The organism is Pseudomonas syringae pv. cilantro, assembly GCF_001293775.1.
GTDB lineage: Bacteria > Pseudomonadota > Gammaproteobacteria > Pseudomonadales > Pseudomonadaceae > Aquipseudomonas > Aquipseudomonas syringae_P.
Window position 1 is genome coordinate 97305 of the sequence record NZ_LGLN01000064.1, and the last position, 25152, is coordinate 122456.

28 protein-coding genes are annotated in these 25152 nt (G+C 59.3%); 12 read left to right on the plus strand and 16 right to left on the minus strand.

All coding sequences use genetic code 11. The features are described 5' to 3' along the window. Positions 1 to 224 precede the first annotated feature (224 nt). The 6 genes from hemA (at position 225) to ABJ99_RS15040 (ending at position 5623) form a co-directional block, all read left to right on the plus strand. Positions 225 to 1502 carry a glutamyl-tRNA reductase gene (hemA, locus tag ABJ99_RS15015; RefSeq protein WP_054079617.1) on the plus strand — a complete coding sequence of 426 codons (1278 nt, stop codon included), beginning with the start codon at positions 225 to 227 and terminating at the stop codon, positions 1500 to 1502. Beyond that, positions 1499 to 2581, plus strand: coding sequence for a peptide chain release factor 1 (prfA, locus tag ABJ99_RS15020; RefSeq protein ID WP_054086461.1), 1083 nt, complete (start codon positions 1499 to 1501; stop codon positions 2579 to 2581). The genes hemA and prfA overlap by 4 nt, the downstream gene beginning before the upstream one ends. Beyond that, positions 2582 to 3415, plus strand: coding sequence for a peptide chain release factor N(5)-glutamine methyltransferase (gene prmC, locus ABJ99_RS15025; protein WP_054086462.1), 834 nt, complete (start codon positions 2582 to 2584; stop codon positions 3413 to 3415). Further along, entirely contained in the window at positions 3409 to 4179 is a 771-nt protein-coding gene (locus ABJ99_RS15030; RefSeq protein ID WP_162491541.1) for a molybdopterin-synthase adenylyltransferase MoeB, read from the plus strand. The genes prmC and ABJ99_RS15030 overlap by 7 nt, the downstream gene beginning before the upstream one ends. Then, complete coding sequence (gene murI / locus ABJ99_RS15035; protein ID WP_054086464.1) at positions 4172 to 4987, plus strand: glutamate racemase; 816 nt, start codon at positions 4172 to 4174, stop codon at positions 4985 to 4987. Before ABJ99_RS15030 ends, murI begins: the two co-directional genes overlap by 8 nt. Positions 4988 to 5104: 117 nt before the next feature. Next, positions 5105 to 5623, plus strand: a complete 519-nt coding sequence (locus tag ABJ99_RS15040; RefSeq protein WP_054086465.1) for an acyloxyacyl hydrolase — start codon at positions 5105 to 5107, stop codon at positions 5621 to 5623. A gap of 276 nt (positions 5624 to 5899) precedes the next feature. On the opposite strand, the gene ABJ99_RS15045 is transcribed toward ABJ99_RS15040, so the two are convergent. From ABJ99_RS15045 to ABJ99_RS15100, 12 genes are all read right to left on the minus strand, one after another. After that, positions 5900 to 6214, minus strand: coding sequence for a YkgJ family cysteine cluster protein (locus tag ABJ99_RS15045; protein ID WP_054086553.1), 315 nt, complete (start codon positions 6212 to 6214; stop codon positions 5900 to 5902). 16 nt (positions 6215 to 6230) lie between these two features. Further along, positions 6231 to 6731, minus strand: coding sequence for a DUF2878 domain-containing protein (locus ABJ99_RS15050; RefSeq protein ID WP_054086466.1), 501 nt, complete (start codon positions 6729 to 6731; stop codon positions 6231 to 6233). Next, positions 6724 to 7992, minus strand: coding sequence for an SAM-dependent methyltransferase (locus ABJ99_RS15055; RefSeq protein ID WP_054086467.1), 1269 nt, complete (start codon positions 7990 to 7992; stop codon positions 6724 to 6726). The genes ABJ99_RS15050 and ABJ99_RS15055 overlap by 8 nt, the downstream gene beginning before the upstream one ends. Beyond that, positions 7979 to 8779: a DUF1365 domain-containing protein gene (locus tag ABJ99_RS15060; protein ID WP_054086468.1), complete on the minus strand. Its 801-nt coding sequence runs from the start codon at positions 8777 to 8779 to the stop codon at positions 7979 to 7981. The genes ABJ99_RS15055 and ABJ99_RS15060 overlap by 14 nt, the downstream gene beginning before the upstream one ends. Then, on the minus strand, positions 8776 to 10023 hold the full coding sequence (locus ABJ99_RS15065) for an NAD(P)/FAD-dependent oxidoreductase (protein ID WP_054086469.1): 1248 nt from the start codon (positions 10021 to 10023) through the stop codon (positions 8776 to 8778). The genes ABJ99_RS15060 and ABJ99_RS15065 overlap by 4 nt, the downstream gene beginning before the upstream one ends. Next, positions 10020 to 10808 (minus strand): SDR family NAD(P)-dependent oxidoreductase, encoded by a 789-nt coding sequence (locus ABJ99_RS15070; RefSeq protein ID WP_054086470.1) that lies wholly within the window; start codon positions 10806 to 10808, stop codon positions 10020 to 10022. The genes ABJ99_RS15065 and ABJ99_RS15070 overlap by 4 nt, the downstream gene beginning before the upstream one ends. Next, positions 10805 to 11227, minus strand: coding sequence for a nuclear transport factor 2 family protein (locus ABJ99_RS15075; protein ID WP_054086471.1), 423 nt, complete (start codon positions 11225 to 11227; stop codon positions 10805 to 10807). Before ABJ99_RS15075 ends, ABJ99_RS15070 begins: the two co-directional genes overlap by 4 nt. Beyond that, positions 11220 to 12668, minus strand: coding sequence for a deoxyribodipyrimidine photo-lyase (gene phrB / locus ABJ99_RS15080; protein ID WP_054086472.1), 1449 nt, complete (start codon positions 12666 to 12668; stop codon positions 11220 to 11222). The genes ABJ99_RS15075 and phrB overlap by 8 nt, the downstream gene beginning before the upstream one ends. 9 nt (positions 12669 to 12677) lie before the next feature. Next, positions 12678 to 13592: a MerR family transcriptional regulator gene (locus tag ABJ99_RS15085; protein WP_054086473.1), complete on the minus strand. Its 915-nt coding sequence runs from the start codon at positions 13590 to 13592 to the stop codon at positions 12678 to 12680. Positions 13593 to 13597: 5 nt separating this feature from the next. Then, positions 13598 to 14554, minus strand: coding sequence for a YbgA family protein (locus ABJ99_RS15090; protein WP_054086474.1), 957 nt, complete (start codon positions 14552 to 14554; stop codon positions 13598 to 13600). Positions 14555 to 14906: 352 nt separating this feature from the next. Beyond that, on the minus strand, positions 14907 to 15122 hold the full coding sequence (locus ABJ99_RS15095; RefSeq protein ID WP_054086475.1) for a TIGR02450 family Trp-rich protein: 216 nt from the start codon (positions 15120 to 15122) through the stop codon (positions 14907 to 14909). Beyond that, positions 15119 to 16105: an NAD(P)/FAD-dependent oxidoreductase gene (locus ABJ99_RS15100; protein ID WP_054086476.1), complete on the minus strand. Its 987-nt coding sequence runs from the start codon at positions 16103 to 16105 to the stop codon at positions 15119 to 15121. Before ABJ99_RS15100 ends, ABJ99_RS15095 begins: the two co-directional genes overlap by 4 nt. A gap of 277 nt (positions 16106 to 16382) precedes the next feature. On the opposite strand from ABJ99_RS15100, the gene ABJ99_RS15105 reads away from it, so the two are divergent. Beyond that, positions 16383 to 17285, plus strand: a complete 903-nt coding sequence (locus ABJ99_RS15105) for a TIGR01777 family oxidoreductase (RefSeq protein WP_054086477.1) — start codon at positions 16383 to 16385, stop codon at positions 17283 to 17285. A gap of 23 nt (positions 17286 to 17308) precedes the next feature. After that, the gene (gene hemH, locus ABJ99_RS15110; RefSeq protein ID WP_054086478.1) at positions 17309 to 18331 is read left to right on the plus strand and encodes a ferrochelatase; all 1023 of its coding nucleotides are present in this window, start codon (positions 17309 to 17311) and stop codon (positions 18329 to 18331) included. A 271-nt stretch (positions 18332 to 18602) separates the two neighbouring features. On the opposite strand, the gene ABJ99_RS15115 is transcribed toward hemH, so the two are convergent. Next, complete coding sequence (locus ABJ99_RS15115) at positions 18603 to 19880, minus strand: uracil-xanthine permease family protein (protein WP_054086479.1); 1278 nt, start codon at positions 19878 to 19880, stop codon at positions 18603 to 18605. A 4-nt stretch (positions 19881 to 19884) separates the two neighbouring features. Further along, the gene (gene upp / locus ABJ99_RS15120; RefSeq protein ID WP_024682690.1) at positions 19885 to 20523 is read right to left on the minus strand and encodes a uracil phosphoribosyltransferase; all 639 of its coding nucleotides are present in this window, start codon (positions 20521 to 20523) and stop codon (positions 19885 to 19887) included. A gap of 207 nt (positions 20524 to 20730) precedes the next feature. Between upp and ABJ99_RS15125 the strand changes: the two genes are divergently transcribed. The 3 genes from ABJ99_RS15125 to ABJ99_RS15135 all read left to right on the plus strand — a co-directional run bounded on the left by ABJ99_RS15125 (position 20731) and on the right by ABJ99_RS15135 (position 22212). After that, on the plus strand, positions 20731 to 21288 hold the full coding sequence (locus ABJ99_RS15125) for a hypoxanthine-guanine phosphoribosyltransferase (RefSeq protein ID WP_054079620.1): 558 nt from the start codon (positions 20731 to 20733) through the stop codon (positions 21286 to 21288). Between the two features lie 66 nt (positions 21289 to 21354). Beyond that, on the plus strand, positions 21355 to 21858 hold the full coding sequence (locus ABJ99_RS15130; protein WP_054086480.1) for a hypothetical protein: 504 nt from the start codon (positions 21355 to 21357) through the stop codon (positions 21856 to 21858). Between the two features lie 66 nt (positions 21859 to 21924). Then, positions 21925 to 22212, plus strand: coding sequence for a PA4642 family protein (locus ABJ99_RS15135; protein ID WP_004419120.1), 288 nt, complete (start codon positions 21925 to 21927; stop codon positions 22210 to 22212). Between the two features lie 226 nt (positions 22213 to 22438). Here the strand turns inward: ABJ99_RS15135 and ABJ99_RS15140 are convergent, their stop codons facing one another. Both ABJ99_RS15140 and ABJ99_RS15145 read right to left on the minus strand, forming a co-directional pair. Then, complete coding sequence (locus tag ABJ99_RS15140; protein WP_054086481.1) at positions 22439 to 23272, minus strand: amino acid ABC transporter permease; 834 nt, start codon at positions 23270 to 23272, stop codon at positions 22439 to 22441. Beyond that, a complete protein-coding gene (locus tag ABJ99_RS15145; RefSeq protein ID WP_054086482.1) occupies positions 23269 to 24090 on the minus strand; it encodes an ABC transporter substrate-binding protein in 822 nt (273 codons plus the stop codon). Before ABJ99_RS15145 ends, ABJ99_RS15140 begins: the two co-directional genes overlap by 4 nt. Positions 24091 to 24200: 110 nt before the next feature. Between ABJ99_RS15145 and ABJ99_RS15150 the strand changes: the two genes are divergently transcribed. Then, positions 24201 to 25097 (plus strand): homocysteine S-methyltransferase family protein, encoded by an 897-nt coding sequence (locus ABJ99_RS15150; protein WP_054086483.1) that lies wholly within the window; start codon positions 24201 to 24203, stop codon positions 25095 to 25097. The last annotated feature ends 55 nt before the right edge of the window (positions 25098 to 25152 follow it).

A 25152-nucleotide genomic window follows, 5' to 3' on the forward strand; every position in this document is an offset into this window, starting at 1 on the left:
ATAAGAAGGGCGGCTTACCTGCGGTGAGAGCATCATGACACAAGGCTGTCGGCAAAACCCACAGCCGTCGGAAAAACTGATGCAATGCTGATGTTTGCTGCGTTGCCGGCTTCGAAACGCTGCCGATAACGCGCGATTGTAGTGGGACAATAATATGCGGTGGTTGTTCTGAACCTATCGAAGTAGGACAATTACCGGCTTCACGTCACCACCTGCGACCCTGAATGGCCTTCCTTGCACTCGGTATCAACCATAAGACCGCCTCGGTCGACGTTCGCGAGCGTGTGGCATTTACCCCGGAACAGCTGGTCGAGGCGCTGCAACAGCTCTGTCATCTGACTGAAAGTCGCGAAGCTGCGATTCTTTCGACGTGCAACCGCAGCGAACTGTACATCGAACACGACCACCTTGCTGCCGACAGCATTCTGGCCTGGCTTGCCGATTACCATCACCTCAGCCTGGAAGAATTGCGCGCCAGTGCCTATGTCCATGAGGATGATGCGGCCGTGCGTCACATGATGCGCGTAGCCTCGGGGCTCGACTCGCTGGTATTGGGCGAGCCGCAGATTCTCGGGCAGATGAAGTCCGCGTATGCCGTTGCCCGCGAGGCCGGAACGGTCGGGCCGTTGCTGGGGCGCCTTTTTCAGGCCACTTTCAGTGCCGCAAAACAGGTGCGCACCGACACCGCCATCGGCGAGAACCCGGTTTCCGTGGCGTTTGCCGCAGTCAGTCTGGCGAAACAGATTTTCAGCGACCTGCAGCGCAGTCAGGCCTTGTTGATCGGTGCGGGCGAGACCATTACGCTGGTCGCCCGGCATCTGCACGACCTTGGCGTGAAACGCATTGTGGTGGCCAATCGAACGCTGGAGCGCGCCAGCATGCTCGCCGCCGAATTTGGTGCGCATGCGGTGCTGCTCTCGGATATTCCGGCCGAACTGGTCAACAGCGACATCGTGATCAGTTCCACCGCCAGTCAGCTGCCGATTCTGGGCAAGGGCGCAGTGGAAAGTGCGCTGAAACTGCGCAAACACAAACCGATTTTCATGGTCGACATCGCTGTACCGCGCGACATTGAGCCGGAAGTCGGCGAACTGGATGACGTTTACCTGTACAGCGTCGATGATCTGCATGAAGTGGTGGCAGAAAATCTCAAGAGCCGTCAGGGTGCGGCACTGGCCGCCGAACAATTGGTCAGCGTCGGTGCCGAAGATTTCATGTCGCGCCTGCGCGAGCTGGCGGCGGTCGACGTATTGCGCGCTTACCGTCAGCAAAGCGAGCGGTTGCGCGACGAAGAACTGAGCAAGGCGCAGCGCATGCTGGCCAATGGCAGCAACGCCGAAGACGTGCTGGTTCAACTGGCGCGGGGCCTGACCAACAAATTGCTGCACGCGCCCAGTGTGCAACTCAAGAAGCTGTCTGCCGAAGGTCGCGTCGACGCGCTGGCCATGGCTCAGGAACTTTTTGCCCTCGGTGAGGGCTCGACGGATAAACCCCCGCAATGAAAGCTTCACTGCTCAATAAGCTGGATGTACTCAGCGACCGTTTCGAGGAACTGACCGCGTTGCTAGGCGACGCGGAAGTCATCAGCGATCAGACACGCTTTCGTGCTTATTCCCGTGAGTACGCCGAGGTGGAGCCGGTTGTCGCGCTCTATAAACAGCTGCTCAAGGTGCAGGCCGATCTGGAGGGCGCACAGGCACTGTTGAAGGACAGCGACCCGGACATGCGCGAGATGGCGGTCGAGGAAGTCCGCGAAACCAAAGAGCAGCTGGTCGATCTGGAAGCTCAACTGCAACGCATGCTGCTGCCCAAGGACCCGAATGACGGCCGCAACGTGTTTCTGGAAATCCGCGCCGGCACTGGCGGTGATGAAGCGGCAATCTTCTCCGGCGACCTGTTCCGCATGTATTCGCGGTATGCCGAGCGACGTGGCTGGCGGGTGGAAATACTCTCCGAAAACGAAGGCGAGCATGGCGGTTACAAGGAAGTCATCGCGCGGGTCGAAGGTGACAGTGTTTACGGCAAGCTGAAATTCGAGTCCGGCGCGCACCGTGTGCAGCGTGTGCCCGAGACCGAATCCCAAGGGCGCATTCACACCTCCGCCTGTACGGTGGCGGTGCTGCCCGAGCCTGACGAGCAGCAAGCGATCGAGATCAACCCGGCCGACCTGCGCGTCGACACCTATCGTTCGTCGGGCGCCGGTGGTCAGCACGTCAACAAGACCGACTCGGCCATTCGCATTACCCACTTGCCATCGGGTATCGTTGTCGAGTGCCAGGAAGAGCGTTCGCAACACAAGAACAGAGCCCGGGCAATGTCCTGGTTATCTGCAAAACTGAATGATCAACAGACCAGCGCGGCGGCCAGTGCCATCGCCAGCGAGCGCAAATTGCTTGTCGGGTCCGGTGATCGTTCGGAGCGTATCCGCACGTACAACTTTCCTCAGGGGCGAGTGACGGATCACCGCGTCAACCTGACCCTGTACTCGCTGGATGAAGTTCTGGCGGGCGGAGTCGACGCAGTGATAGAGCCGCTACTCGCTGAATATCAGGCTGATCAACTTGCGGCACTGGGTGATTAAATGACCATCATCGCAAGTGTATTAAGAAGCGCCGAGCTTCCCGATTCACCGACCGCGCGGCTCGATGTCGAGCTGCTGCTTGCCGCAGCGCTGGGCAAACCGCGCAGTTTTCTGCACACCTGGCCCGAACGGATCGTCAGCACAGAAGCCGCCGTGGCCTTTGCGGGCTATCTGGAGCGACGACGCAAGGGCGAGCCAGTGGCTTACATTCTCGGCCAGCAAGGCTTCTGGAAGCTGGACCTGGAAGTCGCGCCGCACACTTTGATCCCGCGTCCCGAGACTGAAATGCTGGTCGAGGCGGCGCTGGAACTGGTGCCCGCATTTGCTTCGGCTCAGGTCCTGGATCTGGGCACCGGAACCGGGGCCATCGGCCTGGCTTTGGCCAACGAGCGCAAGCAGTGGAACGTGACTGCGGTCGACCGCGTGCCGGAGGCCGTTGCGCTGGCCGAGCGCAACCGACAGCGCCTGCACCTGAACAACGCCAAAATCTTCGAAAGCCACTGGTTCAGTGGTCTGCAAGGTCGTCAGTTCGATCTGATCATCAGCAACCCGCCCTACATCTCGGACAACGATCCGCATCTGTCGGCCGGTGACGTGCGTTTCGAGCCGAGCAGTGCACTGATTGCCGGTTCCGACGGGTTGGACGACTTGCGGGCAATCATCGAACAGGCACCGGTATATCTGAATGCCGGAGGCTGGCTGCTGTTGGAGCATGGCTACGATCAAGGCGCCGCAGTACGCGAACTGTTGATTCGCCAGGGCTTTGAGCGCATTCAGACCCGCCGCGATCTGGGCGAGCACGAGCGCATCACGTTCGGCTGCAAGCCGTGCTGAGTGATGAGGAGCTGCTGCGTTACAGTCGGCAGATTCTGTTGCAACACGTCGATATCGACGGTCAGCTGCGACTCAAGCAGAGCCGGGCGCTGGTGGTGGGCGTCGGCGGGCTTGGATCGCCAGTGGCGCTGTATCTGGCCGCTGCCGGGGTGGGCGAGCTGCATCTGGCGGACTTTGACCATGTCGACCTGACCAACCTGCAGCGTCAAATCATCCACGACACGCATAGCATCGGGCTCTCCAAGGTCGATTCGGCCTTGGCTCGGCTCAGTGCGATCAATCCCGAAATAGCTCTGATTGCCCACCGTACGGCGCTGGATGCCGATTCGCTGAACGCCGCCGTCAGCGCGGTGGATCTGGTGCTCGATTGCTCCGACAACTTTGCCACGCGTGAGGCGGTCAACGCCGCCTGTGTCGCGTCGGGCAAACCTTTGGTCAGCGGCGCAGCGATCCGGCTTGAAGGGCAACTGTCTGTCTTCGATCCGCGTCGTGACGACAGCCCTTGCTATCACTGTCTGTACGGCCATGGCAGCGAAGCCGAACTGACCTGCAGTGAAGCCGGCGTGATCGGGCCGCTGGTGGGGCTGGTCGGCAGTCTGCAAGCGCTGGAAGCCTTGAAAATGTTGGCCGGTTTTGGTGAACCGATGGTCGGCCGCCTGCTATTGATCGATGCACTCACCTCCCGTTTCCGCGAGTTGAAGGTCAAACGCGATCCTGCATGCAGCGTGTGTGGGGCGGCAAGCGGGCAGGCCGGGCATGCCTGACGTCCAGATGAGTCATAGCAGCGATGCGCCGGTCGGGATTTTTGATTCCGGCGTCGGCGGGCTTTCGGTGCTGAATGAAATTCGCCAGTTACTGCCCAACGAGTCGCTGCTGTATCTGGCGGACTGCGGGCATATTCCCTATGGCGAGAAAACGCCCGAATTCATCATCGAGCGCTGCCTGACGATTGCCGGATTTTTTCGCGAGCGAGGTGCCAAAGCACTGGTCGTTGCCTGCAATACCGCCACGGCTGCGGGCGTGGCGCATATTCGTCAGCGCTATCCGGACTGGCCGATCGTGGGCATGGAGCCTGCAGTAAAACCTGCCGCCGAGGCCACGCGCAGTGGCGTGGTCGGCGTGCTGGCGACTACCGGGACTTTACAGAGCGCAAGATTCGCTGCACTGCTGGATCGTTTTGCCAGCGACGTGCGCGTGGTCACTCAGCCATGTCCGGGGTTGGTCGAGCTGATCGAAAGCGGCGATCTGGACAGCCCGCAGATTCGTGCGCTGTTGTCGCGCTATGTCGAACCTTTGCTGGCGGCGCGCTGCGACACTGTCATTCTGGGGTGCACCCACTATCCGTTTCTCAAACCGCTGCTGCGAGAAATGCTTCCCGAGTCGGTCACCCTGATTGACACCGGAGCCGCGGTAGCGCGTCAGTTGCAGCGTCTTTTGTCCCGCTCCGGGCTGCTTGCAAGCGGTCCGCCGCGTGAGACTTTGTACTGGTCCAGTGACATGCCGGACAATTTCAGAAAAATCCTACCTTTTCTATCGCAAAGTGCTGGCAATGTGAGAAGCTTCCGTTTGTAAAAAAAATGTGAAAAAAAGGCGTTTCGGGGCTGAACTTACCTTGTATCGCTGGCTTCTATAGTTTCAGTGATTGAATTACAAATTTCATACAAACTCATACAATTTAGGACGTTTCTCATGAAGAGACTCTTTTGCCTGGCCGTGCTCTCGGCCCTCATGGCAGGCCAGGCTTCACTGGCGCAGGCCGACGGCGTTGAATTTTCTGTCGGTCAGACCGGCGAGTCCACCATGACGTATCGTCTGGGTGTGCAGTTCGACTGGGATAAAACCTGGCTGCAAAGCGACATCGGCCGTCTGACCGGTTACTGGGACGGCGCTTACACGTACTGGGATGGTAAGGACTACAAGGACAACCACAGCCTGTCGTTCTCCCCGGTTCTGGTGTACGAATTCGGTAACAGCAGCGTGAAGCCTTACGTTGAAGCCGGTATTGGTGTTTCCGTGTTCTCCAACACTCAGGTTGAAGACCGCAAGTTCGGCTCGTCTTTCAACTTCGAAGACCGCATCGGTTTCGGCCTGCGCTTCGCTGGTGGACATGAAGTCGGCATTCGCGCCACTCACTACTCCAACGCCGGCATCAAGCAACCGAATGACGGTATCGAAAGCTACGCCCTGCATTACAAGATGCCGTTCTGATTCAATTGACTTTCGTGCCAAAGCTCCGTGTTAAACACAAGTTCGCTTTTGATTCTGGCCGAAGGCCGTGGGAGCGAACTTGTTCGCGAAAGGGCCTATATGATCGCCTAAAATGCATCGTCTGAAGCAATGTCTTCGCGAACAAGCGAAGCGTCGCCCGGCTCGCTCCCACGCCCTACGGGCAGAAGCCTGAAAGCCCGGCCTTCGGACTCCTGAGGAGTTGTGTATAACGATGCGCGCGGGAACGAGAGTCATAAGTCAAGTCAGCAGCATTTATCAAAGATAAGCCGTCGCAATTCCTTTGCGCTCATTCAGGCAATCTTCCGCACCAGCCTCGAACTCGCGACAGATCAAGGGCCGTTTCTCGTAGATCTTGCACATCATGGTGTTACGATCCAGCGCCGCGCACCAGCCGTCATCCAGCCGCAGCATCACCTCGCCGCCCCACTCGTCGTTATCGATATAGCGCTCAGGCACGCCCGTGTCGGTGATGAGCATCACTTCCAGTTGGCAGCAGCAGGCCGCGCAGGTCGAGCAGGTGACTTCCGTTTCGCTGTGAATCTCGGCGAGCGGAATAAGTGTGGCGTCCAGAGTGGGTCTCCAAGTATCAGGCTGAGGGGCGCGTTGTGCGGCCGGCCAGCCATTGCAACAGGGGAAAAACACCTGCCCAGACCAGCCCCAGCAGCAACATGCTCGGCCACATTCCAAGTGGAAGGTGAACCTGCGCCAGTTGCGAGCCGGCATAGTACGACATCGGGCCGCCGATAGCGCCAAGAACGGCTGCACGCCATAGCGGTCTGGCGGTCCAGGACAGGCAATGATTGAGTGTGGTCGCCATCACCGCCCACAACAACGCCAGCCATAGCGGCAGCACGTAACCGCTGATGCCAAAGTCGAAAACGCCCAGCGTCATCAGCACGCTGTCGAGCAAGACGCCGAACAGCGTGACGGTGATCACCAGTCTGCCTTCAGCGGCCCACGAACTGATCCAAAAAATGTGTATGACCAGCACGGCCACGGCGATCAACAGCCAATAGCTGTTGCCGCCCAGTACGCAAGCGAACCAGCCGACCTGAAACAGCAGCGCGTTGGCGACGGATTTAAGCATTGAAGCGCCCGAGCAGTGGTTCGCGCAGAGCGTCCGGCTTGGCCAGCAGCAGTTGCGCGGTGCCGATGGTGCGCTCCAGGAAGCCACCTTCGCAGTAGCACAGGTAAAACTCCCAGAGCCGCAAGAAATACTCGTCGTAACCCAGTTCAGTCAGTTTGCCGTGGGCGTTCCTGAAATTGTCGTGCCACAGGCGCAGTGTGCGGGCGTAATGCAGGCCGAAGTCTTCCATGTGCAGCAGATTCATATCCGTGTCATTGCCGACGATATCGAGCATCTTCGCCACCGAGGGCAGGGCGCCGCCGGGGAAAATATAGCGCTGGATGAAATCCACATTGCGCTTGGCCTGGATATAGCGCTGCTCGCGAATGGTGATCGCCTGCAACAGCATCATGCCGTTGCTCTTCAGCAAATGAGCACATTGCTTGAAATACGTCGGCAGAAAACGATGGCCCACCGCCTCGATCATTTCGATGGACACCAGCTTGTCGTATTCGCCGGTGAGGTCCCGGTAGTCCGTCAGCAGCAAGGTCACGCGGTCCTGCAGACCCAGGTCGATGAGCCGTTGCTTGGTGTAAGCGAATTGCTCTTTGGACAAGGTGGTCGTGGTCACCCGGCAGCCATAATGCTGCGCCGCATAAATGGCCATACTGCCCCAGCCGGTGCCGATTTCCAGCAGATGATCCTCTGGCTTCAAGGCCAGCTTCTGGCAGATCCGTTCCAGCTTGTTCAGTTGCGCCTGTTCCAGCGTGTCGTTTTCATCGAGAAACTGGGCAGCCGAGTACATCATGGTCGGGTCGAGAAACTGTTCGAACAGCGTATTGCCCAGGTCATAGTGGGCCGCAATGTTTTTCTGCGAGCCCTTGCGGGTGTTGCGGTTGAGCCAGTGCAGGCCATGAATCAACGGCCGGGTCAGGCGCGCCACGCCGCCTTCCATGGCGTCGAGCACATCCAGATTGCTGACAAACACCCGCACCACCGCCGTCAGGTCAGGCGTGGTCCAGTAACCATGGATGAACGCCTCACCTGCGCCAATCGAACCGCTGCTGGCGATCATGCCCCAGGCCGCCGAATCCAGAATGTGCACCTCCGCCTGAATCAGCGCGCCGCTCTTGCCGAACACATGGCGTTCGCCTCTTTCGACGACCACCAACTGGCCATTGCGCAGACCTGCCAACTGCCGCAAAACGCCGCGGCGCAGGATGTTTGCAGTCAGACCATTGGTCCCCAGATTGGCAGAAAAACTACTGCTACTGCTTTTCATGGTGTGAATCCTTGCGTTGCACGGCGGCGGCACGGTATTCGCCGTCGGCGGCCTGATGGGAAAAAATCGGGATACGTTTGACCAGCAGGCGCACGGCCTGCCAGTAGATAGCCAGGCAGGTCTTCGCCGTCATCCACGGGAACGCCAGAAGATGACGGTGCAGCGTTTTGCGGTTCAGGTCTTGCCGTTTCAGGTTGAGCGTGGCATCGAACATTTTCAGATCGCCTTGCCAGTCGGCCATGTGCACACCGATCCGCTCGGCGGGCTGGCTGAAACTCATGCGGTACTCGAGATCGCGCGGCAGGAACGGTGAAACGTGAAAGGCTTTGGCGACGGCTACGTGTTGATGGCCTTCGCCCGTGGCCGGCAGTACATAACTGTAACGCTCGCCCCACGGGGTGTTGGTGACTTCGCAAAGGATGGCTGCCAGCGTGCCGTCTGCCTCATGGCAGTAGAAAAAGCTGACCGGGTTGAATGACAGCCCCCAACTGCGCGCCTGGGTCAGCAGGCAGACGCGGCCCAGCGGCATGTGCCCCAGCGCTTTGCCGACCCGCTCGCGTGCCGCTTCGATCAGCGGCACACCGCGTCCGGTCAGTTCCGGCAGATAATCATGCTCGCGGAACGAAAACGCTGCAAACCGTTGGCTTCCTGCCAGCGGCGAAAGCCCAAAAACGCTCTCTTGCTCATCCAGGTCCAGATAGAGCATACCGATGCGATAGGTAAACTCATGCGACCGTGGCGAGAATCGACGGTGGCTGATCCAGCCACTGTAGAGCGCGCTGTTCACAGTGTTTCACCAAACGCCTGAGCCACGCGCAACCCGCTGACGACGCCGTCTTCGTGGAAGCCGTTGGCCCAGTAGGCGCCGCAATACCACGTGTTGTCGACGCCATTGATTTCCTGCCAGCGCGCTTGTGCGGCGATCGCGTCGAGGCTGTATTGCGGATGCGAATAGCGATAGCGACCCAGAATTTTCGCGGGGTCGATGGCCGCAGTCTGGTTCAGGCTGACGCAGAACGTTGTGTGGCTGTCGATGCCCTGCAGGATGTTCATGTCATAAGTGACGGCCGCCAGCTGCCCGGCATCGCCGCCAAGGCGATAATTCCAGCTGGCCCAGGCCAGACGGCGGTCGGGCAGCAGACGCGTATCGGTGTGCAACACCACATCATTTTCGGCATAGCGCAGCGCGCCGAGAATCGAGCGTTCGGCGCTCGACGGCTCGGCCAGCAATGCCAGGGCCTGGTCGCTGTGGCAGGCAAACACCACCTTGTCGAAACGCTCGCTGCCCTCGGCGCTATGGACGGTCACGCCTTCGCTGTCACGTTCGACGCGGGTGACCGGGCAGGACAGGCGAATCCGCTCACGGAACGATGCCGTCAGGGGCTCGATGTAGCTTCTCGAGCCGCCTTCGATCACACACCATTGCGGGCGGTTGGTCACCGACAGCAGGCCGTGGTTCTTGAAGAAGCGCACGAAGAATTGCAGCGGGAAGCCGAGCATTTCCGCCAGTGACATCGACCAGATCGCTGCGCCCATCGGCACGATGTAGTGATCGATGAAGCGCTGCCCGTAAGCGCCTTGTTTCAGGTACTCGCCAAGTGTGGTATCTGCCGCGATGCGCTGGTTTTCCAGATCTTCGACGGACTGTCGGTTGAAGCGCAGAATATCGCGCAGCATGCCCCAGAACTTCGGCGACAGCAGGTTGCTGCGCTGGGCAAACAGGCTGTTGAGGTTGTTGCCGTTGTATTCGACGCCGCTGCGCGGGTCGTGCACCGAAAAGCTCATTTCGGCAGGTTTGAAACCCACGCCCAACTGGCCAAGCAAGCGGATGAAGTTCGGGTAGGTCCAGTCGTTGAAGACGATGAAGCCGGTGTCGATAGCGTAGGCGCGACCCTCGACCTGCACATCGACGGTGTGCGTGTGCCCGCCGATCCAGTCAGATGACTCGAAGACGGTGATTTCATGTGCGCGGTTGAGCAGCCAGGCGCTGGTGAGCCCGGCGATACCGCTACCGATGACGGCGATTTTCATTGAGCGTCCTTAGCACTCGTCTCGTTTCGCGCCATGCGTTTGCCGATGGCGAATCGGATACGCACCGGCAGCAGTGCCAGCAAGCGCATGCCGAAAATGAACGCCGCCGGGAAGGCGATTTCCAATGGGCGTCTGCTGCGGTTGAGGTTTTCCGCGATGTGCTGCGCCGCTTTTTTCACAGGCCAGCGCATCGGCATCGAGAAATCGTTCTTTTCCGTCAATGGCGTGTCGACAAAACCGGGGCTGACCACCGTCACATCAATGTTTTCGCTGGCCAGGTCCAGGCGCAACGCTTCGAACAGGTAGCGCAGCCCGGCTTTCGAAGCGCCGTAGGCTTCGGCACGTGGCAGCGCCAGGAAGGTAACTGCGCTGGCGACGCCGACCAGATGCGGCTGTTTTCCCTGACGCAACAACGGCAGCGCCTCCTGAATGCAGTAACTGCTGGCGAGCAGGTTGGTACGCACCACGCGTTCGACCATCGCCGCTTCGAAGTTGCGAGCGTCAATGTATTCGCAGGTCCCGGCATTGAGAATCGCGGTATCCAGGGCGCCCCATTCCTGGGCGATGCGGTCGCCCATGGCCTTCACTTGCAGGCCGTCGGTGATATCGCCGGTGACCAGCAATACCTGTTCCGGGTAGAGGGTCGCCAGATTCTGCAACGGTTGCAGGGTTCGGGCGGTCAATGCCAGCCGATGCCCGGCGTCGAGTAATTCTTTTGCCAAAGCGAGACCGATGCCACTGCTGGCGCCGGTCAACCAGATACGTCGTACGCCAGGAGTGCTCATTCCAACCTCTTCTTCAGCCAATTGATGACTCGGCCCATGATGGGCAGATGTTCATAGAGCAGCGCACCGGCATCGAAATAGTCGCGGTGCCGGTAAACCTTTTCGTGCCATTTGAGGTGCGAACAGCCCTCGACCCTGATGGTCCGGCCACCGGCCAGGCGCGGGTGCGAGTAACTCATGGTCCAGACCAGATAGCCTTCGCCGGGACGAACCTCGTCGAAGGCGTGGAAATCGAAATGCAGATCCCGAACGTTGGCGTACAGCTCGGCAAAATAGCGTTGCATGGCGGGCAGGCCATGAATGTCGTGCATCGGGTCGCTGAATGACACGTCTTCGCTGTACAGCTCGGCGACCTGATCAAGGTTGTCCTTGTTCAGTGCGGCAAAGCGCTGGGCGAAACGATGCAGGAAATCAGCCATTTTCGACCCCGGCGGCGGGTACGCGGGTCGGCAGCGCCTTGAACGCTGCCAGCGCGCGGGCGCGGCTCTTGCTCAGATCGACGATAGGCTTGGGGTAGTCGGCTACGCCAAACAGCCCGCCCATGGAAGAAGGATCGTGAATTTGCTTTTTGTTCAGGTTCGCCAGCTCCGGCAGCCAGTGCTTGATGAACACGCCCTCGGGGTCGAATCGCTCCGATTGCGATAACGGGTTGAAAATCCGGAAATACGGGGCCGAGTCGGTGCCTGTGGACGAACTCCACTGCCAGCCGCCATTGTTGGATGCCAGGTCGCCGTCGATCAGGTGGCGCATGAAAAAGCGCTCGCCTTCCCGCCAGTCGATCAGCAGGTTTTTAGTGAGAAACATCGCAACGACCATCCTTAGCCGATTATGCATCCATCCGGTTTCCAGCAATTGCCGCATGGCTGCGTCGATGATCGGCAGGCCGGTGCGCGCTTCTTGCCACGCCAGCAACTCGTCAGGGGCGTCGCGCCATTTCAGTGCTTCGGTTTCTGGCCTGAAGGCTCGATGACGCGATACACGAGGGTAGCCCACCAGCGTGTGTTTGTAGAACTCTCGCCACAACAGTTCGTTGATCCAGGTCACAGTGCCGACGTCGCCGGTCTCGAATTCCCCATGATTACTGCTCAGGGCGGCATGCAGGCACTGGCGCGGCGAAATGACCCCGGCGGCGAGATAGGCCGAAAGCTGACTGGTGCCGGGTTTGGCCGGGAAGTCCCGTTCGTCCTTGTAATAGCTGATCTGCTCGTCTGCGAAGGCGTCCATGCGGCGCTTGGCCTCGCCTTCGCCAGCGGGCCACAGGGCGCGCAATGTTTGCGACGGCGTGGCAAAACCTTTTATCTGGTCCGGGACCGGATCGCTTGTTATCGAAAGCGCTTGCTGGGCCGCAGGCATGCGCTCGGGATGCGGCATGGCTTCGTGCAGTCGGGTGTAGCACACCTTTTTGAACTGGGTGAAGACCTGAAAATAGTTGCCGGTCCTGGTCAGGATGCTGCCGGGCTTGAACAGCAACTGGTCCAGATAGCTGTTGACCTGCACGCCGGCTTCTTCAAGCACTTTCTGCACGGCCAGGTCACGCCTGGTTTCGTTGATGCCGTATTCCTCATTGAGGTACAGACCTTCGACCTTGAACTGTTGGCACAGCGTCAACAGCACTTCAGGTGCCTTGTCCCACGTATCGGCCTCGCGAATCAGCAGCGGCACGTTGAGCTTGCCAAGCGCCACTTCCAGCTCCACCAGATTGCGCAGCCAGAAATCGACTTTGCAGTCGGCGTCGTCGTGACTGCGCCATTGCGCAGGGCTGAGCAGATACACCGCCAGCGTCGGGCCGCGCTCCATGGCGGCGGTCAGGGCCGTGTTGTCGTGAACGCGCAGGTCGCTACGCAGCCAGATCAGTTGCATGAGAAATCCTTAGATAAGTCCGAGCCTGCCGAGCTCGATCTGCGCGCTGAGCGCGTCGTTGGCGAGGGTCAAGCCAGCTATCTCGCCTGCCTGTACGAGCAAATCGGCTTTATGGATCTGTACCGTTGGTCCTCCGAGCACAACCGGGCAGGTAATGTTGGCCAGCAGGCGCGGTAAATGGGCGACGTTCAGCGCTTTGCTGGAGTACAGCAGGATGCCGCGCGGCTTAAGGTATTCGGCGGCCAGCGCCAGCTCACCGACCGGCAGCGGCCAGTCGAACACTTCCACCGGACAATCGGCGCTGCTGACCAGCCACGCCGCGAGCCACAGATGCGGTTCGAGCGGCAGATCGGACTGATTGACCAGCAGCAACGGGCTGCCACTGAGCTGACGATTGTTGTGATAGATCCGCGCGCCGAACTTGCTGCGCAGCCAGGAATAGAAAAACGTGCGCTCCAGCTGCGCGCCGAACTTGCCTTGCCAGCGTTGTTCCAGCTCGGCCAGCAGGGGCAGCAGCAGTTGTTCACACAGGGTGCGCGGCGGGTAAAGCGCCATGGCCTGATTGAATACGTCATCTACACGACGTTCGGCCAGTTCGCCAATGGCCACCAGCAAGGTCTGACGCAGGGCGTCCCAGTCATTGGTCGGGGGCAGGGCGTCTGCACGGTTGTCGTCAATCAGGGTTTTGACCTGGCTGACGGACACGCCACGGTTGAGCCAGGTGAGGATCTTCATGACCCGCTGGACGTGTTCGTCCGAGTACAGCCGGTGCCCCTTGGCTGTGCGGTGCGGGACGATCAGGCCATAACGGCGCTCCCAGGCGCGCAGGGTGACGGCGTTGACGCCGGTCTGCCGTGCCACTTCCCGGATCGGCAGCCAGTCGCCCGGCAGCTCTGGATCGGTGTCTGTTTCTGCTTCATTCATGAGTATCAAATCGCATTTCGCAGGCTGAGATTTTCCGGATGGGGTTGCATGTACACCTGAAGCGCCACATACGGGTCCGGATGTTGGCGAAAATGATGCTTGAGCAAGGTCAGCGGCACGATCAACGGCACGATGCCTTGATGGTACTGGCTGATCACTTGCTGGATTTCCTGTTTGTCTTCACTGCTGATGGTCTGTTTGAGGTAACCGCACAGGTGCTGCAAGACATTGGTGTGGGTGCTGCGTGTGGCGCATTTTTTCAGCGCCGCCATGAGCTCGCTGAAATACTGCGGGGCGATCTCGTTCGGATCGCTGCGCCCCATGCTGCCGAGCATTTTGCCCAGTGCCTTGTACTGCACCGGATCGTTGGCCATCAGCTGGTATTTGTAACGCGAGTGGAATTCGGTCAGGGCGCGGCGTGTGACGCCGTCTTTCAACAGTTGTTGCCAAGCGGCGTAAGCGAACACGCGGGTCACGAAGTTTTCGCGCAGCACAGCGTCGTTGAGACGCCCGTCCTCCTCGACAGGCAGGTTCGGATGGCGCTCGCAAAACGCCTGCGCATAGATACCACGCCCGCCGCCATCGACTGGCGCACCGTTTTCACGGTAGACCTTGACCCGCTCAAGACCGCACGATGGGGATTTCTGCATGAAGATATAGCCGCAGATATCACCCAGCTCATCGGCCATCTGCACGCCGTATTCAGCCAGGGCCGCGGTCACATCCAGGTCGCGATTGACCGTGCCCAGCGCTTTGGGGTTCTCGGCATCACCGACCAGCCTGATTGGCTCACGCGGGATGCCCATGCCGATGGCGACTTCCGGGCACGCCTGGACGAAATCGAAATACTTGCTCAACGCCTGCGTACACAAATGAGATTCCTTGTGTCCGCCATTGAAACGAACTTCGGCACCCATCAGACAGGCGCTGATACCGAGTTTGGGTTTTTCGCTTGCAGGCATTGGCATCCGTTACCTCTACAGAAGACTTGTACAGATTAACTGTGCTGTACAACTTATCCTCATCATAGGGGGATAGGTGTACAAGTCAAATTCTTTGTAGAGGGTTTTGAAGGCTGCTCCCAACGATTCTCATGTCAATGCCAATGGTTGGCATTATTTGGAATGGGTTGGGTAAGGTTCCGCATCACATCTGTGCTGCAACACAACGTCATGCCTTGTCCGCAGTGACTGAACATAAAAGAAAGCGCTTTTTTATNCTGGCATCGCAGAACCGCTGTGTGACGCAGAGCTTCACGAACTGCATGCCGACGCGGAGCGTCGCACGATAATCATCTGAATCCCCGCAAACCAGCTACTTCCAGCCCATCCGCCACGTATCCGCCTGCTGCAGCACCTGCCACGGCAGCCGCTCGCTGCGTTGAGTCAGCACGGCCTGCAATTCGATTTCCAGCACAGTGCCTTCTTCGTCCTTGAACAGCTCGGTCACCATGAAGTGTTTTTCGCGATTGACCGGGACGGCTGCTGTCCACTTCGACAGCAGCAATTTACGTGGATTGATCTGATTCATTGCAGGTGTTCCAGCAACCGGCGCGCTGCTTCCTGGCCACTCAGCCATGCGCCTTCAACCCGGCCTGACAAGCACCAGTCACCGCAGACGTAAATGCCCAGGTCGGCGTCTGATAACGCGCCCCATTCGTGTGAGCCCGCAGGCCGCGCGTACAGCCAGCGATGCGCCAGGCTGAACACCGGAGCGGGCATGCTGCAGTCGATCAATTCAGCGAAAGCACCGTGCAAATGCTCGATGACCTGCTCTCTGGATGCGTCGAGATTCTGTCGGCTCCACTGGCTGGTGGCATGCAGCACCCAAGTGTCGAGGGCGTCGGCGCGTTCGGGCTTGCTGCGATTGCGTGCCAGCCAGTCGAGCGGGCTGTCCTGTACGAAACAACCCTGCATGAGCGTTTGCAGCGGCGTCTCGAAGGCCAGCGCGACCGCCCAGGTGGGTTCCATCTTGACGCCTGCGACCACACTGGCCAGTTTCGGAGCGGCAGCCAGTAACGCCGTCGCCTGAGGGGCAGGGGTTGCGATGATCACATGGCTGAACGGGCCGTGGCTCTCGCCTTCGGCATCCAGCAGGTTCCAGTGTTCTTCGCCGCGAAACACTTCGGTGATACGGCACGAGAACGACACGGGCAGATCGCCGCGCATTGCTCGGGTGATGGCGCTCATGCCCGGTTTGCCGACCCAGCGCACTTGTTCGTCAGGAGAGGGGCTGAGCCTGCCGCCGTGAAAGTTATAGAGCGAGGGCGTCCACTCGGCGACATGCCCCTGGGCCTGCCATTGCTTGACGGCAGTGGCGAAGCGTCGATCTCGAGCGGTGAAATACTGTGCACCCATGTCCAGCGAACCGGCGTCGCTGCGTTTGCTCGACATCCGACCGCCGCTGCCGCGGCTTTTGTCGAACAGGTGCACGTGATGCCCGGCGTCTGTGAGCGCCCGGGCTGCTGAAAGTCCGGCGATACCGGTACCGATGATTGCGATTGGGACAGTCATAGGGGCCTCGTTACCTTGTTTGTACAGACTACGCCGTAGTTAAAACCTGTACAATCTTCTTGTTTGGTATAAGTTGCAGAGGGTTTAGCGTCTGCACAGTGAGTCACATTGCTACCTGCAGGGTCGAACCGATCAGTCATTCGGTCGGCGCCGCCAAAAGCGGCGACCTGTTCAGGTCTGGCCTATGGTTCTGCGAACAGTTTCTTTTTCCTGACTGGCAAACTGTTTAAAAATAAGACTACCCAATTGTCATGCACGCCACGCGAGGTTACCTGCCATGCACATATTGCTGACCGGTGGTACTGGTTTGATCGGAAGAGCCCTTTGTCGTCTGTGGTCGGCCCAGGGTCATGAACTGACCGTGTGGAGTCGTCAGCCCGCCGATGTGGCCGAATTGTGCGGCCCCACCGTGCGCGGCATTGCCCGTCTCGACGAGCTGGGCGAGCAGCCGGTGGATGCCATTATCAACCTGGCCGGTGCGCCGATCGCGGACCGTCCATGGACGCGCAAGCGCCGACTGTTGTTGTGGGAAAGCCGTATCGGTCTGACCGAGCAAGTATTAGCCTGGTTAAGTGGTCGTGCGCAAAAGCCCGCGCTGATGATTTCCGGCTCTGCGGTCGGTTGGTACGGCGACAGCAGCGAGCGCGAGATCGACGAGACTTCGCCGCCCGCCAAGGAAGATTTCGCCAGCCAGCTGTGCAACGCCTGGGAAGAAACCGCGCAGCGGGCCGAAGCCCAGGGCGTGCGTGTCGTGTTGCTGCGCACCGGTCTGGTGTTGTCGGACCGTGGCGGTTTTCTGCAACGCCTGCTGCCGCCTTTCAAGTTTGGTATGGGCGGCCCGATTGGCAGCGGTCGGCAGTGGATGCCGTGGATACACATTCAGGATCAAATTGCCGCGATTGATTTTCTGTTGAATCTGAATGAAGCAAACGGGCCTTATAATGTGTGTGCGCCGTCGCCCGTGCGCAATCGCCAGTTTGCCAAGACACTGGCAGGCATTCTGCGCCGGCCTTCCTTCATGCCCATGCCTGCGCTGGCATTGAAAGCGCTGCTGGGCGAATTGTCGGTCTTGCTGTTGGGCGGCCAGCGCGCCCGGCCGGCACGTTTGCAGCAGGCCGGTTTTACCTTTAAATACACCGAACTCGATACCGCCCTGCAGGATTTGCTGGGTCGCCACTGAAAGCCATTGAAATAGGATGTTGCATGACCGATCACGCTTTGTTGCTGGTCAATCTGGGTTCGCCTGCTTCTACTCAAGTGGCAGATGTGCGCAGTTACCTGAACCAGTTCCTGATGGACCCGTATGTGATCGACCTGCCATGGCCTGTGCGCAGGCTGCTGGTGTCGTTGATTCTGATCAAACGGCCCGAACAGTCTGCCCATGCCTATGCGTCTATCTGGTGGGACGAAGGTTCGCCGCTGGTGGTGCTGAGCAAGCGTCTTCAGGCTGCGGTGAAAAAGGAGTGGTTGCTCGGGCCGGTGGAGCTGGCGATGCGTTATGGCGAGCCGTCTATTGAAACCGTACTGACGCGTCTGGCGGAGCAGGGCTTCAAGAAAGTCACCCTGGCCCCTTTGTATCCGCAGTTTGCCGACAGCACGGTGACCACCGTTATCGAGGAAGCCAAGCGCGTCGTGCGTGCCAAATCGCTGAAGATGCAGTTCTCGGTTCTACAGCCCTTCTACGATCAGCCTGAGTACCTGAGTGCTCTGGTCGAAAGCGTGCGCCCGCATCTGGAACAACCTTACGATCACCTGCTGCTGAGTTTTCACGGCTTGCCCGAGCGGCACTTGCACAAGCTCGACCCGACCGGCAAGCACTGCCTCAAGGACGACTGCTGCATGACCGCGCCGGCCGAAGTGCTCGCCACCTGCTACCGCGCGCAGTGCATACAGTCGGCTGCGGCGTTCGCCAAGCGCATGGGCATTCCCGATGGCAAATGGTCGGTGTCGTTCCAGTCGCGTCTGGGACGCGCCAAGTGGATTGAACCGTATACCGAAGCGCACCTGGACGAACTGGCAGCGCAGGGCGTGAAAAAGCTGCTGGTCATGTGCCCGGCGTTTGTGGCGGACTGCATCGAAACGCTGGAAGAAATCGGCGACCGTGGTGCCGAGCAGTTCAAGGAAGCGGGCGGCGAGGAACTGATCCTGATCCCTTGCCTGAACGACGACCCGAACTGGGCAAAAGAACTGAGCCGACTGTGCGAGCGAGCGCCGTTGATGCTGTAACACGCTGCACAGCGTTATACACAAGTGCGCTTTTGATTCTCGCCTGAGGCCGTGGGAGCGACCGGGGTGGCGATCCGCATTGTTCGCGAAAGGGCCGGTATAATCGCTGAAAATGTGTCGTCTGAAATATTGTTTTCGCGAGCGAAGCGTCGCCCGATCCGCTGCCACACAACGCGTTTCTGCCCGGAGGGCGTGGGAGCGGACTTGTNGTCCGCTCCCACAAAGGCATGTGTATGACGATGAGCACGGGGCGCTATTACTGCGCGACGCATCAAGGCAACTGATCATCCGGCTTGTTGTTCTTCCAGCTGTCGTGCCCCGGCAAAATCAGGTTCAGGACGATGGCGGTCACAGCGCACAGGGCGATGCCTTTCAGGCCGAAATCGTTCGGGCCGTTGCCGGTGCCGATCAGCACGCCGCCAATGCCGAACACCAGCGTTACCGAGACGATCACCAGATTGCGTGCTTCGGCCAGATCGATCTTGTGGCGGATCAGCGTGTTCATGCCCACTGCTGCAATCGAGCCGAACAACAGGCACAGAATCCCGCCCATCACCGGCACCGGAATGCTTTGCAGCAGCGCGCCGAATTTGCCGATGAATGCCAGGGTGATCGCAAAAAACGACGCCCAGATCATGATTTGCGGGTTGTAGTTCTTGGTCAGCATCACCGCGCCAGTGACTTCGGCGTAGGTGGTGTTCGGTGGGCCACCAAACAGGCCGGCGGCCGTGGTGGCGATGCCATCGCCAAACAGCGTGCGGTGCAGGCCCGGTTTTTTCAGGTAGTCGCGTCCGGTCACGCTGCCGACCGCGATCACGCCGCCGATGTGCTCGATGGCCGGTGCCAGTGCCACCGGGACGATGAACAGAATCGCCTGCCAGTTGAATTCCGGGGCGGTGAAATGCGGAATTGCCAGCCAGGCCGCGTCGGCGATCTTCTGGGTATCAACCACGCCGAAGTAGAACGACAGGGCAAACCCCACCAGCACACCCGAGATGATCGGCACCAGACGGAAAATGCCTTTACCGAACACCGCCACGATCAACGTCGTCAGCAATGCAGGCATCGAGATCAGCATGGCGGTCTGATAAGGAATCAGCTGCGCGCCATCCCCGGTTTTGCCCATCGCCATGTTGGCCGCAATCGGCGCCATGGCCAGACCGATCGAGATGATCACCGGCCCGATCACCACCGGCGGCAGCAAACGGTCGATGAATCCTGTGCCTTTGATCTTCACTGCCAGGCCAAGAAAGGTGTAAACGAAGCCCGCTGCCATCACGCCGCCCATGGTCGCGGCGAGGCCGAACTGGCCCTTTGCGAGAATGATCGGGGTAATGAACGCGAAGCTCGAAGCCAGAAACACTGGCACCTGACGGCCCGTGACAATCTGAAACAACAGCGTGCCGAGGCCTGCGGTAAACAGCGCGACGTTAGGGTCCAGCCCGGTAATCAATGGCATCAGCACCAGCGCGCCGAACGCCACGAAGAGCATCTGCGCACCGGAAAGGATCGTGCGCCACAGTGGATCGTTGAACTCCTGCTGCGTCATCGGGTTACGCGTCCTTCTGCTTGGTGCCGAAAATCTTGTCACCGGCATCGCCCAGACCCGGAATGATGTAGCCGTGCTCGTTGAGGCGCTCATCGATGGAGGCGGTATAGATCATCACATCCGGGTGGGCCTTTTCCACCGCAGCGATACCCTCGGGCGCCGCGACCAGCACCATGGCGCGGATTTCCTTGCAGCCGGCTTTCTTGAGCAGGTCGATGGTCGCAACCATGGAACTGCCGGTGGCCAGCATCGGGTCGATGATCATGGCCAGACGCTCGTCGATCTCCGGAACCAGCTTCTCCAGGTAAGTGTGCGCCTGCAGGGTTTCTTCGTTGCGGGCCACGCCCACGGCACTGACCTTGGCGCCTGGAATCAGGCTGAGCACGCCGTCTAGCATGCCGATACCGGCGCGCAGGATAGGCACAACGGTAATTTTCTTGCCGGCGATTTTCTCGACCGACACGGTACCGGCCCAACCCTGAATATCGTAGCTCTCCAGAGTAAGGTCAGCCGTCGCTTCATAAGTCAGCAGCGCGCCAACTTCCTGAGCCAGCTCACGGAAATTCTTGGTGCTGATGTCGGCGCGGCGCATCAGGCCGAGCTTGTGGCGGATCAGCGGGTGACGGATTTCACGAATGGGCATGGGGGAAAGCTCCAGCGGGGCAAAAAATCGGCCTAGGTTAATCTATTCAGCTGTTACTGTCTTAAAGCGCGTGCAGCATCGTCCTGAAGTGTCGACGTTCGCAGCTTTTAGAAGACACTCGCAACGTTAGTCCAGAATCGCTTGCTCTGGCTGGAACGGATGCGTACCTTTGCCCGCTTTTCTTGAACTGCCTTACTGGAGAGCGTCATGTCCGCTGATCTCGAGCATATCCGTCAAATCATGCGCGAAGCTGACTGCCTGTACACCGAGGCGGAAGTCGATGCAGCCATCGCCCGCGTTGGTGCGCAGATCAATGCCGAACTCGCCGATCGCAACCCGGTCGTGTTCTGCGTGATGAACGGCGGCCTGATTTTTTCGGGCAAACTGCTGACTCATCTGAACTTCCCGCTGGAAGCGTCGTACCTGCACGCAACACGCTATCGCAATGAAACCACTGGCGGCGATCTGTTCTGGAAAGCCAAGCCTGAGGTCTCGTTCATCGACCGCGACGTGCTGATCATCGACGACATCCTTGATGAAGGCCACACCCTCGGCGCGATCATCGACTTCTGCAAACACGCCGGTGCCCGCGCTGTGCACACCGCCGTGCTGATCGATAAAGACCACGACCGCAAGGCCCGCCCGGACCTGAAAGCCAACTACGTAGGCCTGCCGTGCATCGACCGTTACATCTTCGGTTTCGGCATGGACTACAAAGGCTACTGGCGCAATGCTGCTGGCATCTATGCGGTCAAAGGGATGTAAGGCATTCTGACGGCCGCCTCCTGGAAAAGAGCGCGGCCGTCGACTCGCCATTATCTGGAAACCTCAATGAAATTATCGATTCCCGGCGCTCTGGCGTTGGTGCTGTTGTCTGGTCAGGCATTTGCGGCACTGACCGCGCCGGTGTCGGTCAGCCCGATGCACGATCAATACCTGCCGCCCGACGACCTGAGCCTGCGTGAAGGTGCGCCGGAGCAGCAACAACTGATGCTGGTCACCGAATACACCATCGTTGCCGGTAATCAGCGGCAGTCCAGCCAGCAGCCGATCCCGGTCACATCGCCGTTGTCGCTGCGACTCAAGGGCAAGTCGTTGAACAAAGGCGCGTCGATCTCGCAGGTGCTGGTGCATTTTGATGGTGGCGAAAGCAAAAGCCTGAAAAAGCCGACCTACGACGAGGCATCACGCACCCTGACGCTTTATTACCCGTTGTCTCAATACCGTGTGCTGGTGGATTTGCTGCGCAATGAAAAGGTCTATTGCCAGTTCCTCAGCTACGCCAACGGCCACATCTGGGCCGATCTGCATGCCACCTCTGCACATGCGCGTTGAGCCCTGCGCTCGCTGAGGGGTAAACTGCCCGCCCGTGAAAGTGTCTGCGACAAGCTGGAGCCCGTAATGCGTAAAGACAAGAAGCAGTTGATTGGGGATGAGATCGGCGATGAGCAGATCAAGTTGTTCCTGAACTTCGAACCGTATGATGCTACCTCGCCGTCGCTGCACAAACTGATCAAGGCCTACCGCGGCCTGCGCATCAACGATTTCGAGCGCTTTCTGGTGTTCTTCAAGGAAGCGGGTCACGACTTCGATGGCAAAGACGAGCACGGCAACGACTTCATCGCCCTGATCAAGGATCAGCGCAATGCCGATGAATACATCGAACTGATTGAAAAAGCGCGCGGCTGACTGTCGTGTCAACACTCCGCGTTATAAGCAAGCCTTGGGGAGCCCGGAATACGTGCCTTTCAGGCTTTTGCCCGTAGGCCGTGGGAGCGAACTTGTTCGCGAATACGTTGGTCCAAACGCCCTGTTTCTTGGGGGCTGTACCGGCCTCTTCGCGAGCAAGCGAAGCGTCGCCCGGCTCGCTCCCACAGTAATATGTATTATCAGTTAATCAACCAGCGTTTCAGCCCTATTTCCGCGCCTGATACGCCTTGCCGTAATGCCGTTCCAGCCTGGACTGCAACAACTCCAGCCCGATCGACATGATCCAGTACAGCACCGCCGCAGTGGTCAGCATTTCGATGTAGCGATAGCTGGACCGGCCATACGACTGCGCCAGAAACATCACTTCCCAGACGCCCATCACCGAAATCAGTGACGAGTCCTTGAGCATGGAGATGAACTGGTTGGTGGTCGGTGGAATGATGGTGCGCATCGCCTGGGGCAGGGTGACGCGCCAGAAGATCTGCGCCGGGCGCAGCGCCAGGGCCAGCGCGGCTTCCCGTTGTCCGGCCGCAACACCGATGATCCCGGCACGGAAGATCTCGCTCAGGTAAGCCCCATAGTTGAGCGACAGGGCAATAACCCCCGCCATGATCGCGCCCGGCACGATTCCCACCTGCGGCAAGCCCAGATAGATCAGCAGAATCTGGATCAGCAACGGCGTACCGCGAAAGAACGACGCATAAAAGCTGGCAATGCCAAACGCCACAGCGCTACTGGACAGCCTCGCCAGCGCAGTCACAAAGCCCAGCACCACCGAAACCACTATCGAGCATACCGACACGAACAGCGTCAGCGCCGCGCCTTGCAGGAAACCGTTGGGTGCCAGGTGCAGGCCGATCAGATTGGGCAGTTTGTCGAGAATGATCGACAGCTTCAGGTCGAAACTCAGGAAGAATCCGGCGAACAGCACAAACATGACCAGCCAGGTCAGGTAAAGCCGCGTGTGGAAGCCGAAGACTCGCTTGAGCAGGCCTTGATCAGCCTGCTCGGGTGGGCGTTGGGGCTCGAAGGAAGTCATTTGCTGATGTCAGCACCGATCCACTTTTCAGACAGCTTGCTCAAGGTGCCGTCTTTCTTTAGTTCAGCGAAGACTTCGCGGACCTTGGCGTCCCATTCCGGATCGTCTTTCTCGATGGCCACCGAGTTGGGTTCTTCGTACAGCGTCTCACCGGCCAGTTTGAAGCGCTTGTCCTGATCCAGACGCGGTTTTGCCGTCACCAGATTGGTGAGGATAGCGTCCAGCCGCTTGCCAGCGCCGAGGCCGAGGTCCTGAAAGGCCACGTTATCGTTGTCGTACGGGGCGATCTGCACGTCTTCGAACGGGTACTGCAACGCCTTGTCTTCCGCGCCGTCAATGACCAGATTCTTGTTCAGGTAACTTTCGTAACTGGAGGCGCTGGTCAGGCCGACTTTCTTGCCGCTCAGGTCCTTGGCCGAATGGATACGGTCGTCCGCTGCGTTGACCACAATCACCGCAGGCGACGCGTAATACTCGACCGGGAAGTTGAAGACTTCGGCGCGGGCCTTGCTCGGGGTCATCGAGCAGACGCAGATGTCATAACGGCCGCTCCAGTGGCCTGCGGCGATCACGTCCCAGGAGGGCGTTTCGAGGCGCAATTTGACGCCCAGCTTCTGCGCCACGGCCTTGGCCACGTCCACATCGAAGCCATCCAGTTCGTTTTTGTCGTTCAGGAAAGAGAAGGGCGGGTAACTTTCCATCAGGACGTTGACCAACTCGTTGTTTTTCTGCACGCGATCCAGCGTGGCGCCGGCCAGAGCTTGAGTGGAGGCAGCCAGAGTGACCAGGCCAATGCCCAGCAGAGCGCGATAATTCACAGATATCCCCTGAAAAAGTGTTTGTAGTTTGATTAAAGGGACGTATTAAATACGTTATACAAGACTGACTCATAATGAGTTTTTTTCATATACATATAAGCAGATCACATATGACCCAAGGCACAACTGTAATTCTCGATGGCGGCATGGGCCGCGAACTACAGCGTCGCGGCGCACCGTTTCGTCAGCCCGAATGGTCGGCGCTGGCGTTGAGTGAAGCGCCTGAGGCGGTCAGTGCGGTACATACCGCTTACATCGAAAGTGGCGCTCAGGTCATTACCAGCAACAGTTATGCGGTTGTCCCTTTTCATATCGGCGAAGAGCGTTTTGCCCGCGAGGGCCAGGCGCTTGCGGCACTGGCCGGGCGGCTGGCTCGCGAGTCTGCCGATGCTTCGGGCGGTCGCGCGCGCGTCGCCGGTTCGATCCCGCCGCTGTTCGGCTCCTACCGTCCTGACCTGTACAAGCCGGAGCTGGCCGCCGATGTGCTGAAGCCGCTGGTTGCCGGTCTGTCGCCTTATGTCGACCTGTGGCTGGCCGAGACGCAGAGCTGCATCCTCGAAGCACAAACCATCCGCGCCGGCCTGCCTGCTGACGGCAAGCCGTTCTGGCTGTCGTTCACCTTGCAGGATGAAGACACTGATGAGGTTCCGCGCCTGCGTTCCGGCGAACCGGTGGCCGACGCGGCGAAGGCTGCAGCCGACATGGGCGTTGCGACCCTGCTGTTCAATTGCAGCCAGCCCGAGGTGATCGGCGGTGCAATCGATGCGGCGCGTGAAGTGTTCGAATCGTTGGGCGTCGCTATCGCCATCGGTGCCTACGCCAACGCCTTCCCGCCGCAGCCCAAGGATGCCAAGGCCAACGACGGTCTGGACGAATTGCGCGAAGATCTCGACCCGCAGGGTTACCAGCAGTGGGCGGCGGACTGGGTCAAGCGTGGCGCCACGCACATTGGCGGCTGCTGCGGGATTGGTCCGGAGCACATTGCGGTGCTGTCGCAAACGCTCTGATAGCCGCAACCAAAAAGCCCCGTGGCTCGGAAGAGCTCACGGGACTTTTTGTTTA